Source organism: Enterococcus sp. DIV0755f (genome assembly GCF_051713725.1).
Classification (GTDB): Bacteria; Bacillota; Bacilli; order Lactobacillales; family Enterococcaceae; genus Enterococcus_D; species Enterococcus_D casseliflavus.
The window spans coordinates 3,249,038-3,262,661 of sequence record NZ_JBIOQL010000001.1 but is presented as its reverse complement, the minus strand read 5'-3'; the positions used below and the strand labels follow the sequence as shown (position 1 = coordinate 3,262,661).

Below are 13,624 nucleotides of genomic sequence, written 5' to 3'. Positions count from 1 at the left end.
ATGGAAAAAATAGTTATTGTCGGTGGGGTAGCAGGGGGAATGTCGGCAGCAACGCGCTTACGTCGGCTTAAAGAAGCAGCGGAGATCATTGTTTTTGAAAAAGGTCCTTTTGTCTCTTTTGCGAATTGCGGGCTGCCGTATGCCATTTCTGGTGAGATCAAAGAGCGAGATGCCCTATTGGTCCAAACACCTGACGCATTAAAGAAACGGTTCAACTTAGATGTGCGACCTTTTCATGAGGTACTGGCGATCCAGCCAGAGGAGAAAACGGTGACGGTCAAACATGGCGAACACGTCTTCACGGAATCTTATGATGCGTTGATTTTATCGCCGGGGGCAAAACCGCTAGTACCAGCGATCAAAGGGCTAGAAGAAGCAACCAACGCCTTTTCTTTGCGCAATGTTCCTGACTTAGACCAAATCATGGCACATCTTGAAGACAAAAAGCCTCAAAAAGCGACGATCATTGGCGCTGGGTTTATTGGGTTAGAAGTCGCTGAAAATTTACATAAAAAAGGCCTCGAAGTAACGATCGTAGAAAAAGCACCCCACGTATTGCCACCTTTGGACGAAGAAATGGCTGCGTATGTCAAAAATGAATTGATCAAGCAAGGGATCAAAGTTTTGACCTCGCAGTCAGCGACCGCTTTTGAAAAAGCAGGGCAAGAAATCGTTCTGGAGGATGGCACGGTCCTGGCCTCAGATGTCACGATTCTTTCGGTAGGTGTCCAACCAGAAACGGATTTGGCGAAACGTGCTGGTATTGAATTAGGACACCGGGGGGGTATCCTAGTAGATGAGCAATACCAAACCAGCAAGAAAGATATTTACGCGGTGGGTGATGCCATCGTTGTGAAACAACAAATCACCAACGAAGACACGCTGATCTCCCTGGCGTCACCAGCCAATCGCCAAGGTCGGCAAGTAGCTGATGTGTTGGGAGGACTGGCTCGCAAAAACAAAGGCAGTATCGGGACTGCGATCGTGCGCGTATTCGATCTTGCAGCAGCTTCCACAGGGTTGAGTGAGCGCAGCGCCAAACTGGCAGGGCTAAATCCCCAGGTGGTTCATCTGTCAGGCAAAGCCCATGCAGGGTATTATCCTGATGCGACGGATATTTATTTGAAACTGATTTTTGATGCTAATACTGGAAAAATCTACGGTGCGCAAGGCATCGGTGCCAAAGGAGTCGATAAACGGATCGATATATTGGCAACAGCGATCAAAGGCGGCTTAACGATCTTTGACTTGCCTGAACTGGAATTCACCTATGCACCGCCTTTTGGCTCAGCCAAAGATCCAGTGAATATGCTTGGCTATGCAGCGATCAATCTGGCGGAAGGAATCAGTGAGAATATTCAGTGGCACGAATTGACGGATGCCTTAGAAAACGGTAAGCAGTTGTTGGATGTTCGTTCAGAGATGGAATTAGCCGATAATGGACGTTTTCAACAAGCGCTCCACATTCCGTTAGATGAATTGAGGGATCGGTTGTCTGAATTGGATCCAAGCGTTTCGTATGTCGTTACGTGTCATAGCGGATTGAGAAGCTACATTGCCGAACGCATCTTAAAACAAGCGGGCATCAATTGTCAAAACCTCGATGGTGCCTTTTCGTTGTATAATACTATTAAGCCGGAGATGATTATTCATGATTAAAGCAATATCTATGGAGGAATTTGCCCAAAAAGAAAAACGTGAACCACTTGAGATCCTTGATGTCAGAGAAGTCGATGAGTTTGCACAAGGACACATCAAAACAGCACAAAACCTACCGTTGAGCGAGCTGACGGAACAAATCAGCGACTTAGAGAAGGATAAAAACTACTATGTCATCTGTCATTCAGGGGCTCGTTCGCAAATGGCGTCTGAGTTTTTGAGCCAGCAAGGGTTTCAAGTGACCAATGTCCTCGGCGGCATGTCAGCATGGAGAGGAGAAATCAAACGATGACCGCATGCAACAAAGATATTTTGAATCGGTTAAAACGAACCGAAGGCCAGTTGAGGGGGATTCAAAAAATGATCGAAGACGAGAAAGAATGCGTCGATGTCATCACGCAATTGTCCGCCGTCAGTTCCAGTGTTAACCGTATTATGGGGATCATTGTCGCTGAAAATTTGAAAAATTGTTTGGAAAATCCAGACAGCGACACGGAAACCCAAAAGCAGAAAATCGATCAAGCCGTTCAGCTGATCGTGAAGAAATAACGGGATTTTTGAAAGGTTTGTCGCGTTTTTTATCATCCTATGGAAAAGGTTCAGAAGAGCAGCATGTTCTTCTGAACCTTTTTACTCTTCATCAGTGATTGCTTGTCGACACCAATAGAGGAAATAAGCGGAGATTGTCGGTATGTTTTGTTTTTTAATTACGAAGGAATATACACCGAGAAGGCTGTATGGTTAAATGGAGGGAGAAACGTCAAAACGCCCGATGGGTCGTTGAGTATATGTAGCGACCAACGATCGCTTTTCTTGTGACTAAAATCACAATAAGCGAGTGGGTGTTGCGCAGTTATGACGAATGAGAGAGGAGAGCTTTTTGAACAAAAAAATACAGTCTTTTACATTGCCTTTGATTGCTTCCAATTTGTTTCAAATCATTATTGCGCAAGTTTCATTAGCGATTATTTCAAGAAGATCCACGGAAGCGCTGGCGGCGATCGCACTGATCGACGGATTTCTCTACGCTTTTGCGGGTATTTTAGGTGCGATTGGCCTGGCTTTTAATATTTATGGCGCAAAGGCAGTCGGGCAAAGAGAAGAGACGCAGTTAAATGATTATCTGTCCTCGGTTCTTTTTCTAGTAGTCGCGATCGGCGTGAGCTTTTTCTTGATTTTCCTGCTTTTTGGACGCGGCATTTTGCAGGTTGTCTACGGATTTAGCGGGGAGCTGCTAAGGACCGCAACATTGTATCTTGCAATCATGTCTCCCTATATTTTACTTACCTTAGTCACGTTTGTTTTTACTAGCCTTTTAAAAATTGAAAAGAAAACGAACTACATCCTCGGTGTTTCCATTATTAGTGCGTTGGTACAGGTGTTGCTTAGCTATCTATTGATCAACGGCAATCTCGGTTTTCCCGCAATGGGGGTCTTAGGCAGTGGCATCGCAAATATGCTTGCGACTTTGTGCTTGCTGGGGATTTATGGGGTTCTTTTACGAGAAAGTCTAGCCAGGGGGCTGAAACAAAGACCACGAAAACGCACCTTTTTATTGAAAAAAGCGGTCCCTTTAATGATTCAGGAATGCTTTGAGGGTTTAGTCTTTATTATTGCTTTTGAAGCTTTCGTCTCACGATTGGGTGTCAGTACGCTGGCAGCCTATGCGATCGGCAGCCAAGGATTGATGATCGCACGGTTGCCTGCTTTGATGTATGGCAACGCAGTGACCGTCTTTGCGAGTGAGGCGAATGGACAGAAAAACCGTCAGAAGATTTTAGCAGTGGGGAAAAGTGCCTTCGCTTCTTCTTTTGTGGCTTATGTTGGAATCGCCAGTCTGATCTGGCTCTTTCGTCCCGCTTTTTTTCAGTTGTTTACTACAGATGTCGCTGTTTTAGACTTGTTGCCAGCTATTCTACCAATCATGCTGGGGATAATGCTCGTCAGTCCGTTATATGAAATCACAAAATACCTATTACAAAGTTTGGAGTGCAGTCGCACGGTTTGTGTGTTGACAGGATGCGTCAACAGTCTGGTTTTAGTGGGAATCATGGGCTTTTGGCGCAGTGGGCAGCTGAACTTTTTCTTCCTCTACTGTCTATACGGCATGAATTTCCTGATTCTCGGTAGTTTCTTTGCAGGGCTGTTTTATTGGACGATCAAGCAGCGTGATCCTCACGGCAAAGGACGCCTTTGAGGGTTAAAAAAGCGAAGGTGCTGCTGAGCCTTCGCTTGTTCGTCGCCTACAATTGGACAGGGGGATTAATTGTGGCTGACTTCTTCGTAAAAAATGGCGTTGCGTTCTGCAATCAGTTGGGTTTCCCTTCGCTCTAATTCAAGAAAGGTTTCGTCTGCCAGCAATTCGGCAGCAGAGTAGCCGGCAGCCAAGAAATTTTCGGCATAGGTCAATTTTTGATTCGTAATGTTTCTTCGTTGCTCGGCAATAATGAGTAGCTGTTTTACATTCATATACACACTCCATTCTTTTATAAAAAGCAAGTACTAAAAAGAGGACAGCTAAGGCAGTACTTGCAAGTCAACGGTGAAGGTAGGGCTGCGCGCTTGCTCGGCTATTCATCGTTCATGAGGAGAACGTCCGGTTTGTTTCTGATTGGTCGTTTTTATACGGAAGCTTTGTACTAAGTATAAAAAAATTTCCCCCGTAGCAACAGAACCTAGTCGTTTACATAAAGCAACCATTGGTTTACATTCTTTCGACAAGTGGGTGTTACAAGAAAATCAAGTAATTTTTCCAAGAAAACGGTGGGCTTTGACGACAAAAAAACCTGCGACCAGCCTGAAGCAGTCGCAGGTTTCATAGATTAGTAGAAATAGCTTAAACGGTTTGTTTTGCTGGGCGCAGCAAGACTTCGCTGATCGCCACATGTTTGGGCTGTTGAATGGCATAAACCACTGCATTTGCTACGTCTTCTGGCGTTAGGCTGTTGCCTTCTACGCGAGAGGTTTCTTTCAAGGCTGCTTCTAGTTGAGCATTGCCGACGGTTTCAAACAATTCCGTGGAGACCATTCCCGGAGAGACGATGGTTGAGCGAATGCCATGTTCACGTTCTTCTTGGCGCAAGCCTTCCATAATTGCACGAACTGCAAACTTTGTCCCGTTGTACACGGCAGAACCCGGGTAAATGACATGTCCGGCAACTGAGTCAGTGGCGATGATCAAACCGTCTTGCTGTTTTTGCATGATGGGCAGCACAGCGCCGATCCCGTTCAATACCCCCATGATATTGATATTCAGCATTTTTTGCCAGCTGTCATAGTTCAACTCTGCCAAGTTTCCTTGAGGCATGATGCCAGCATTATTAAAAAGGACATCAATCCGACCAAAGGAGGTCATGGCTAAATCAATGACTTGCTGGACTTGTTCGCGATTGGTGACATCGGCTGTTTGATACAAGACATTTTCTCCTAATTTTTCAGCCAGTGCTTTGATGCGCTCTTCACGGCGGGCAGCGATCACTACTTTTGCCCCTTGTTCGGCTAGTTTAACGGCGGTTGCTTCCCCAATTCCTGAAGATGCTCCCATAATTACGATAACTTTTTCTTTGATTTCTGTCATTTGTATTTCCTCCAGTGAATGATTTTTTTCATCGAATCCTGCTACTGCCAATGGCGAACCTATGAGACGATAGGTGATTGACAGTTCAGTGCTTGCGGTGTATTTTAATTGTAGAACTTGAAGTTAGGTTTAGGTCAAGCGATAAACAAAATTTTTTTTAGGAGCGATGCAAGTGAGTTACTCGATTGGCGAAGTATCACAAACGACTAATATCCCCATCTCGACTCTGCGTTATTACGATCGAGAAGGGATGTTTCCGAAGCTGGCCCGTAGTAATGGCGGCATTCGGATGTTTTCCGAAAAAGAAGTAGCGACGATCAAAGTGATCGATTGTTTGAAGAATACTGGCATGCCCATCAAAGACATCAAGAATTTCTTGGATTGGGGCGAGGAAGGCGATGCGTCTTTGCAGAAACGGCAGCAGCTGTTTCATGAACGTCTGGAAGAAGTCACAAAGCAAATGGCAGCCTTACAAGAAACCATGAATACGATCAAATACAAATGCTGGTACTACGATACAGCGATGGCAGCAGGCACCGAAGCGGTGGTGAAAGAGTTGCCGCTAGAAGAAATACCAGAAGAAGTCCGAGCATACAAACTATAAGCCCATCGAAAAACCACCTGCTGTTTTTGCAGGTGGTTTTTCGATTGTACTAGTTTTGCTGGGAAAATCAACCTTGCCAGTTTCTAATGAAAGACTGACAACCCCACGAAAAATGATACCTGTTACTCAGTAGTGTTACTCAATAACCCCTACAGGAATCAAATAGCGGGGTTCATTTTCCGTTGGCAGCTGCAGCAGCTCTGTGAGTTCATGATCCGTGAAGGCGCCGATCGGCACAGCACCTAAGCCTAACGCTTGGGCTTGCAAAAGGACGTTTTGGGCGGAATGACCGACTTCGATATAGGCATAGCGTTCGATTCCTCGGTCCCCATAGCGCTCGATCAGTCGTTCATAAACCACTGTATAAAGCAATGTGGCAGGTGCCCGTTGGATCGCTTGCTGATCCAACGAACATTCCGCCAGTGCGGTCCGAAAATCGCCGGCAAGAACTTTTGCTAAGGTATGCTGCTCTGGTTGATACAGATAAAGCCCTGGCTCAAGCCCCGTTACCTGTGTGACCACAACATAGAGGTCTAAGGGATACAAGGCACCAGCCGAAGGCGCTGTCCGGCGACCATCTTCTGTAGTGACACCGGCAGCAGCCCATAAAAGCTGTGCCAGCTGTTCTTGTGTTAGCTCAGTTTCTAGAAAATCCCGTTGCGAGCGCCGCTCGAAGAGAGCTTCCGCCACACTGGTTTCCCCGTCTAAGATTGGTTGCGGCAATGGAAAGGTTTCATAGGAAACCGCTGGTTCAGAAGAAGTGGCGGTGTTGGTAGTCGGTTGTTCTTCAATTGGTGCCGTATCCGCACTGCAGCCAGTGAGGAGTAAGCCCAACACCAAAAGAGCGCCTAAATGAACAAAGCGAAATCGTTTGTAACGGGTCATGAGTTTTCCTCCTTTTTCTAAGGACTTCGTGTTATTTATAAGTATAACAAGGATTGCTTTTCCATGCGCTTTTATTCACAAGTAAATGACAGTGAGCTACGCAGTCTTTCAGTCGTATCATAGACTGATTGTGCTTTTTAATATTTTCTAAAGACTTAGATAATGAGTAGTATCGTATTAACTTGCTATGAATCTTTTTAATGAAATCAAAAACGATTGCAATCAAACGTAAGAGATAAAAGAGCATACAAAAACCCTCCAGCAACGAATTGCTGGAGGGTTTCATTTAATTGGCCGCTGCCAATGCTGCTTGGTTTTGTTTAGCATGATAGGCTTCCACGTCTAGGATTGCTTGTTTAAACATTTCTCGCGTGATCTCATAAGGCACGTGGACGATGTCATTGGTGGTCATTGCTTTGTCTAAGATCGCCTCAAGGTCGCTGGTGTCGTTAAGGCCCATATCCGCTAAGCAAACCGGCAGTTTGTTTTCCTTCATAAAGGCGTAGATGCGCTGGAAGAGGGCATCTTGCTGATCGAGCTGCAACAAGGCCAAAACGCCGTAACTAACGGATGCGCCGTGTAAATAGTCTTCCATTTTTTCCAAAACGGTCGTTCCGTAGTAAAAGGAATGGGCAAGGGCGGAGTTGTAATCATTGATGACTAAGACGGAAACTAAGCCGGTGGTCACGATGATATCCAAGACGACTTGCTCAATGGCATAAGACGGCTGATTGGCGGCACTGTCTTTCAAAGCTTGTGTGCCGTATTGCAATAAGCGTTCCGTGCACATTTTGCCGATTTGGATGCCTAACCCATCGGTGTAATCTAACTGATCACCCCGCGCTGAAAACGTCGATTCGATCTCTTTGGAGAGGGCATCGCCGATTCCTGCCCATAAGTACTTGTCGGGGGCTTGGGCGATGATCTCACTGTCGATAAAGGCATGGGTCGGCGGTTGCGAAGGGAAAAACAACCCTTGCATCTCGCCGTTTTCTTTATAGATGACACAGACCGCGGTGACTGGTGAGCAGTTGGAGCCAATCGTTGGGAAGGTGAAGACTGGTTTGCCAGCTTTTTCCCCAACCACTTTGACGGTATCGCAGACGCGGCCGCCACCAACGGCGAATAGAACATCGGCGGCTTGGACACTTGGAGTAGCTAACAGCTGATCGACGTTTTCATAGGTCGAGTTGCCGCCGTACCACAAGGTATCCGTCACTTGGACTGCTGACGTTAAAGCGGCTTTAATCTTGTCTTCAGCTTTTTCAAGGGCGGTTTTTCCGCCGATGATCACGGCATTGGTGCCGTATGGTTTTACGATGTCATTTACTTTTTCGTAGGCGTCCGCCCCGATTGTGTAGTTTGGCAAAAAGATACTTTGACTCATACTTTTCTCCTTCTTTCTTGGCCACGAGATTGGCTAAAATTGGTCCGGTAATTTGATGGATCACCATGCCGACTGCGGCAGGGGTAACGGCTGCAGCAATGGCGGCAAAGTGGGCATTGGCTAACGAGATCGCTAGGCCAGTATTTTTCATTCCTAATTGAAACATGATGGATTTGGCTTGGGTGGCACTGACGCCCATCACACGGCTCAGACCATAGCCTGCGCCGTAGCCGATCAAGTTATGGAGCAAGACTAAGAAAATCACGATCAAGCCAGATTGGACGATGACGGCGCCGTTGCGAGCGACAGTTCCTGCAACGATCAATAAGATACTGACGGAAGAAATCAACACAAATGATTGCAGAAATCGCTCGATGTGCTTGGCAATGAGTTTGTGGACGATCACCCCTAAAATGATCGGCAAAAGCACCATCTGCAAGACAGACAAGAGCATTTCCCAGAAGGAGATCTCGGTGTACTGACCAGCTAAGACATAAACCAAAAAGGGTGTAACGACGGTCGCTAACAAGGTTGATACCGTGGTCATGGAAACGGTGAGGGCGACATCGCCTTTGCCGATGAAGGTCATGACATTGCTGGCGGTTCCGCCAGAAACGCAGCCTAGTAAGACAAAACCGATGATCAAACCGGAAGAAAGACCAAACAGCTGCGCTAAGCCGTAAGCCACCAAAGGGCTGATGGTGAACTGGAAAAGCACCCCTAAGATGAATGCTTTGGGCTGTAAGACGACCATTTTAAACGCAGCAACGTTTAGAGTCATCCCCATACAAAACATGATGATGCTCAAAAGAATCGTTGTACGAGGCGGAATCCATAAGAAGGGTTGCGGGAAAAAATAAGAGACGATCATCAATAAAATCATGATGTAGATCAAATACTTGTTTACAAAAGCAGCGATCGTGTTGACGGTTTTCATAATAAAAAATCATCCTTCCTTTTTTCTGCTTGACCAATCAAGTGTCCAAACAGAAGGGGTCTTTAGAATAAGTGCAGTGCATAACCGCGGGGAATCGGCAGCAGTTGTTCAACGAGCGTTTTGGATCTATCTAACATCTGTGTGTCAGCTTGTAAAAGGCCGCTTTCTTGAAAATGGGTATAAAAAAACACTCCATCTCAAGAAGCTGTTCTTCTTTTTGGATGCAATGTGAATAGGGACTCTTTGAATGTATAAAATCAAACAGTCCCGACTATAATAATAAAATAATTCGTTTGCTAACATTGGTGCGGGTCATATACGCCACCGTCCTTTTCTTTATTTTGAATTTTCTAAATATTTAAATTATTTCTACCTAGTCTACAAAAGAGTCAACGCTTTGTCAATCGTTTGAGAAAATTTTTTTCATTTTTTTGGGTGTTTTTTTAAAAACATGGGTTTCTATGGGGAAAAACAGCAAGAATTGGTTTGTGCTGTGCTTTTTTCCCCTTCGTTTAGAAACAGAATAGTTGTTGGATCTTGGTTTTTGTCCTACGATGATACTAGCAAGAGTTGGAAAAAGAAACGAGAGGAGCAAAGAAAATGAAAATTTTTGTCGTTGGTGCTACTGGACGAGTAGGCCAAAAATTGATCACCTTTCTAGAAAAACAAGGACACATCGTTTATGCTGGTGCGCGCAGCAGTGAGAAAATCACAGAAACGGAGACGATCAACCCCGTGTTCTTTGATTTACACACGGAACCGGAAGAGATGGCGGCGAAATTCGCAGATGCGGAAGCGGTATACTTCGTGGCGGGTTCCCGAGGCAAAGACTTGCTGCAATCTGATCTGTATGGTGCGGTCAAAGTGATGCAAGCCGCTGAAGCAAAAGGAATTAAGCGCTACATCCACCTTAGCTCAGCCTATGCCTTAGAACCTGAACAGTGGCAAAGGGAAGGCATGGCGTCATTGATGGATTACACGATCGCCAAATTTTTCTCTGATCGCTGGCTGATCGACAACACCGCACTAGACTATACGATTTTGCAGCCGGGTGCGTTGAAAGAAACACCAGGATCTAGTTTGATCGAGATCAGTGAAACGACCTCTGGTGCGATCCCCATCGAGGATGTCGCCGTCTTGTTAGGTGAAATGCTGGAACGTCCAGCAACTTATCAAAAAGTCATCAAAGTCCAAGCTGGGGAAACCCCCATCAGCGAGTCACTGGATCAGCTTTAAGGCGAGCCTTTGGGCTTGAAGAGAATGTACTGAAGGAGCTGCACGGCGACGAATCGTTGGCGTGCGGCTTTTTTTGTGAAGAAGCCAGCCACTTTTCATTTTTGAAAGCGGTGACTCTTGACTTTGGAAAAATAGTTTGTTACGCTTATTGCTAACTTTAGAGGGGGTGGTAAACGAATGTCAAGCGACTCGAGTGACGGTGAGCAGAAACACTATTTTGACTTGCCTTACTTTTTAATTGAATAGGAGACAAACAACAGCGCGTTATTTAGGAGCAGTTTCTAAATAAGGGGCTTATTTGTGTTATCCATCAATGAAAAAGAAAAGGAAGAAGAAAAAAATGAATAAAAAAGAGTTTCAGTTATCAGTGTCAGAAACAATCGAACAGTATCAGGTGCCGTCAATCGATCAAGGATTAGATGAGGCGCAAGTAACCGAGCGGTTAGAAACCTACGGATTGAACCAATTAGCGGTTAAAAAAACCGCCAAGTGGCGTTTGCTGCTGCGACAATTCCATAACACGATCATCTACATTTTGATTTTCTCCGCCATCTTAACGCTGCTGATGGGGCATTTCTCTGATGCCGTGATCATTGGCATCGTCGTGCTGGTCAATGCGTTGATCGGTTATTACCAAGAAGCGAATGCTTCCGATGCGTTAGAACGGATCAAAGAGATGCTATCAGCAGAAGCCACGGTCTATCGGAATGGGATTCGTCAAGATATTCCAGCTGCCGAAGTCGTTCCAGGGGATGTCGTATTCCTAGAAGCTGGTGACAATGTGCCCGCAGATCTGCGAATCATCGAAGCCGACAACTTGCGTATCCAAGAATCCGCCTTGACTGGTGAAGCCGATTCGGTGGAAAAAATAACAGATGCCTTAATGGATGAAGCAACTCCATTAGCGGAACAACGGAATTTGGCGTTTGCTTCGACTTCCGTGACGTCAGGAAGCGGGAAAGGGATCGTGATCGCTACTGGCGTCAAGACTGAGATCGGGAAAATCTCAGCTGAAGTCAATCAAACGGAAGAACGAAAAACGCCGTTGATGAAAGAGATCGATGGACTGGGGAAAGGCATCACCTATGTGATCATGGGCGTGGCGGTCTTGCTATTTGTCGTCAGTTTGTTCCAGCAAACCTATGCGATCTCTGTCTTATCCTTAGCCGTTGTCACCATGATCGTCGGCTCGATCCCAGAAGGATTGCCAGCAACGACCTCGGTGGTTTTGGCGATGGGTGTCAGCGACATGGCAAAAAACAAGCACACCATCATCAAAACGCTGCCAGCGGTTGAAACGCTAGGCTCAGTGGATGTGATCGCGACGGATAAAACAGGTACCCTGACCAAAAACGAAATGACGGTCAAAGACATCGTATTGGCTGAGCAGGAATATGAAGTGACGGGTGACGGCTATGCGCCGGTGGGAGAAATTCGTCCAAAGCAGGAGGACGTCCACGCGCAAGACACCTTGCAGTTGTTTTTGGAAGCTGGTTACGAAGCCAACGATACGGTACTGGTCCCAGAAGGAAATCACTGGACGATCAATGGGGAACCAACAGACGGCTCCTTTTTGACGCTGTATCATAAGCAATTTGCCTATCCGCAAGCACCTGCTTACCAAGAGCTGGATATGCTGCCCTTTGATTCGGACAACCGCTACATGGCGAAACTAGTGGCAAACCCTGCGGGGGAACGCTTGCTATTTGTTAAAGGATCCCCAGATAAATTGTTTGAAATGGTGCAAAAACAAGCGACGCCTTTTGATGAAGCCTATTGGACAGACCATGTCCGCCGCTTGTCGGCAGAAGGCAAACGAGTGGTAGCAGTGGGCTATCAGAAAGTTTCGATCGATCACATTGATGAAACGATTTTTGAGCAAGGGCTGCAATTACTAGGGATCGCTGGGATCATCGATCCGCCGCGAGAAGAAGTGATTGCCTCCCTGAAGGAAATGAACCAAGCCGGTGTTCAAGTGAAAATGATCACTGGCGATCACCCTCTGACCGCCAAAGCGATTGGCGAAAAGCTTGGCTTAGCGGATGAGATTCACGTCGTGACTGGTGCCGAGTTGGATCAGATGAGTGAAGCCGAATTTCAAGATGCTGCCTTGACGAATCAAGTCTTTGCACGAACCACACCGAAAAATAAATTGGACATTATCAAAGCGCTGCAAGCCAAAGGCAAAGTCACGGCGATGACAGGGGACGGTGTTAACGATGCCCCTGCGTTGAAGCGGGCGGATATCGGTGTAGCGATGGGGATCAGCGGCACGGATGTAGCCAAAGATTCTGCTGATATGATCTTGACCGATGACAATTTCGGTACCATGTCCTTAGCGATTCGCGAAGGACGCAGGATCTATGACAACATCAAAAAGAGTATTCTGTTTCTGTTGCCGACATCTTTTGCCGAAGGGCTGATCATTGCCTTTACGATCATGATGCAAAAAGAATTGCCGCTGCAGGCGACACAACTGCTGTGGATCAACATGGTTTCTGCTATTACGATCCAGTTTGCGTTTATCTTTGAACCAGCAGAGTCTGGGATCATGAGCCGCAAACCGCGAAAGACAGGCAATAAATTGTTGAATCGTCACGATATTTGGCAGATGGCGTATGTATCGATCTTGATGGCAGTCATCAGTTTGATCGCCCATGACTGGCTCTTGCTGCAAGGCGTCAGCGAAGCCGTTGCTAGTACCATGATGGTCAATATCGTGGTCTTGAGTAAGATTTTTTATTTGTTCAACATCCGTACCAGTGCACCAGCGTTTTCTAAAGCTTCCTTCACCAATCCAAAAGCGTTCGTGATCATTGGTGTGATGCTGGTTCTGCAACTGTTATTGACCTATGTTCCATTTATGCAAAGCGCCTTTCATACGGAGGACATGTCCTTGATCGGCTGGGTCATCTCAGCAGCTTCTGGGATGGTCGTCTTACTCGTGACGGAGTTTGATAAATGGCTTCGTTCGAGAAAAAATATTTAACCTAGGTTTTCTCGTGTTTTTTTACAGGCAAAATCGCCTTGCTGCAGCTTAGGAAAGTGGCGGAACGACAAGGGATTTCTGCTGTCGCTGCTTTGGGGTTGCCAAAAGAAAAAGCCAAGAGGAATTCCTATTGGCCTGTAATCAGGCCTATTGACAAACAAAAATGGTCGGGCTAAAATGCACATGAATTGAATAGTATTCTTCGGGGCAGGGTGTAATTCCCGACCGACGGTGACAAGCGCAATGCTTGAAGTCCGTGACCCGCATAGCTATGCGGTGGAGCCAGTGTGAATCTGGCACCGACAGTGAAAGTCTGGATGGGAGAAGAAAAACCACAAAATTTCAAGGGG

Annotated in this window: 12 protein-coding genes and 1 riboswitch; of the genes, 7 read left to right on the top strand and 5 right to left on the bottom strand. The window is 46.2% G+C overall.

All coding sequences use genetic code 11. The features are described from left to right. The 4 genes from IGI73_RS15135 to IGI73_RS15120 all read left to right on the top strand — a co-directional run bounded on the left by IGI73_RS15135 (position 1) and on the right by IGI73_RS15120 (position 3,856). Positions 1-1,659, top strand: coding sequence for an FAD-dependent oxidoreductase (locus tag IGI73_RS15135; protein ID WP_375847521.1), 1,659 nt, complete (start codon positions 1-3; stop codon positions 1,657-1,659). Beyond that, the gene (locus tag IGI73_RS15130; protein WP_010748942.1) at positions 1,652-1,951 is read left to right on the top strand and encodes a rhodanese-like domain-containing protein; all 300 of its coding nucleotides are present in this window, start codon (positions 1,652-1,654) and stop codon (positions 1,949-1,951) included. The genes IGI73_RS15135 and IGI73_RS15130 overlap by 8 nt, the downstream gene beginning before the upstream one ends. Continuing rightward, positions 1,948-2,208 (top strand): metal-sensitive transcriptional regulator, encoded by a 261-nt coding sequence (locus tag IGI73_RS15125; protein WP_005230585.1) that lies wholly within the window; start codon positions 1,948-1,950, stop codon positions 2,206-2,208. Before IGI73_RS15130 ends, IGI73_RS15125 begins: the two co-directional genes overlap by 4 nt. Before the next feature lie 331 nt (positions 2,209-2,539). Continuing rightward, positions 2,540-3,856: an MATE family efflux transporter gene (locus IGI73_RS15120; protein ID WP_208769839.1), complete on the top strand. Its 1,317-nt coding sequence runs from the start codon at positions 2,540-2,542 to the stop codon at positions 3,854-3,856. A gap of 65 nt (positions 3,857-3,921) precedes the next feature. On the opposite strand, the gene IGI73_RS15115 is transcribed toward IGI73_RS15120, so the two are convergent. Continuing rightward, complete coding sequence (locus IGI73_RS15115) at positions 3,922-4,128, bottom strand: hypothetical protein (protein ID WP_005230591.1); 207 nt, start codon at positions 4,126-4,128, stop codon at positions 3,922-3,924. 367 nt (positions 4,129-4,495) lie between these two features. Next, the gene (locus IGI73_RS15110; protein WP_086338773.1) at positions 4,496-5,236 is read right to left on the bottom strand and encodes an SDR family oxidoreductase; all 741 of its coding nucleotides are present in this window, start codon (positions 5,234-5,236) and stop codon (positions 4,496-4,498) included. 166 nt (positions 5,237-5,402) lie between these two features. On the opposite strand from IGI73_RS15110, the gene IGI73_RS15105 reads away from it, so the two are divergent. Then, on the top strand, positions 5,403-5,840 hold the full coding sequence (locus IGI73_RS15105; RefSeq protein ID WP_208769840.1) for a MerR family transcriptional regulator: 438 nt from the start codon (positions 5,403-5,405) through the stop codon (positions 5,838-5,840). A 135-nt stretch (positions 5,841-5,975) separates the two neighbouring features. On the opposite strand, the gene IGI73_RS15100 is transcribed toward IGI73_RS15105, so the two are convergent. From IGI73_RS15100 to IGI73_RS15090, 3 genes are all read right to left on the bottom strand, one after another. After that, positions 5,976-6,725, bottom strand: a complete 750-nt coding sequence (locus tag IGI73_RS15100) for a SagB/ThcOx family dehydrogenase (protein ID WP_208769841.1) — start codon at positions 6,723-6,725, stop codon at positions 5,976-5,978. A 286-nt stretch (positions 6,726-7,011) separates the two neighbouring features. Beyond that, a complete protein-coding gene (locus IGI73_RS15095) occupies positions 7,012-8,112 on the bottom strand; it encodes an iron-containing alcohol dehydrogenase family protein (protein ID WP_096741884.1) in 1,101 nt (366 codons plus the stop codon). Continuing rightward, entirely contained in the window at positions 8,048-9,049 is a 1,002-nt protein-coding gene (locus tag IGI73_RS15090; protein ID WP_010748949.1) for a bile acid:sodium symporter family protein, read from the bottom strand. The genes IGI73_RS15095 and IGI73_RS15090 overlap by 65 nt, the downstream gene beginning before the upstream one ends. 600 nt (positions 9,050-9,649) lie before the next feature. On the opposite strand from IGI73_RS15090, the gene IGI73_RS15085 reads away from it, so the two are divergent. Continuing rightward, entirely contained in the window at positions 9,650-10,285 is a 636-nt protein-coding gene (locus IGI73_RS15085) for an NAD(P)H-binding protein (RefSeq protein ID WP_208769842.1), read from the top strand. A gap of 340 nt (positions 10,286-10,625) precedes the next feature. After that, positions 10,626-13,274 (top strand): HAD-IC family P-type ATPase, encoded by a 2,649-nt coding sequence (locus tag IGI73_RS15080; RefSeq protein ID WP_208769843.1) that lies wholly within the window; start codon positions 10,626-10,628, stop codon positions 13,272-13,274. Between the two features lie 194 nt (positions 13,275-13,468). Next, a riboswitch (FMN riboswitch) is annotated at positions 13,469-13,607 on the top strand. Positions 13,608-13,624 lie beyond the last annotated feature (17 nt).

Coding starts and splice junctions, on each gene's coding strand:
- IGI73_RS15095 (WP_096741884.1), bottom strand. CDS start 8,112: ATGAGTCAAAGTATCTTTTTGCCAAACTACACAATCGGGGCGGACGCC.
- IGI73_RS15090 (WP_010748949.1), bottom strand. CDS start 9,049: ATGAAAACCGTCAACACGATCGCTGCTTTTGTAAACAAGTATTTGATC.
- IGI73_RS15100 (WP_208769841.1), bottom strand. CDS start 6,725: ATGACCCGTTACAAACGATTTCGCTTTGTTCATTTAGGCGCTCTTTTG.
- IGI73_RS15115 (WP_005230591.1), bottom strand. CDS start 4,128: ATGAATGTAAAACAGCTACTCATTATTGCCGAGCAACGAAGAAACATT.
- IGI73_RS15110 (WP_086338773.1), bottom strand. CDS start 5,236: ATGACAGAAATCAAAGAAAAAGTTATCGTAATTATGGGAGCATCTTCA.
- IGI73_RS15080 (WP_208769843.1), top strand. CDS start 10,626: ATGAATAAAAAAGAGTTTCAGTTATCAGTGTCAGAAACAATCGAACAG.
- IGI73_RS15135 (WP_375847521.1), top strand. CDS start 1: ATGGAAAAAATAGTTATTGTCGGTGGGGTAGCAGGGGGAATGTCGGCA.
- IGI73_RS15125 (WP_005230585.1), top strand. CDS start 1,948: ATGACCGCATGCAACAAAGATATTTTGAATCGGTTAAAACGAACCGAA.
- IGI73_RS15085 (WP_208769842.1), top strand. CDS start 9,650: ATGAAAATTTTTGTCGTTGGTGCTACTGGACGAGTAGGCCAAAAATTG.
- IGI73_RS15130 (WP_010748942.1), top strand. CDS start 1,652: ATGATTAAAGCAATATCTATGGAGGAATTTGCCCAAAAAGAAAAACGT.
- IGI73_RS15105 (WP_208769840.1), top strand. CDS start 5,403: ATGCAAGTGAGTTACTCGATTGGCGAAGTATCACAAACGACTAATATC.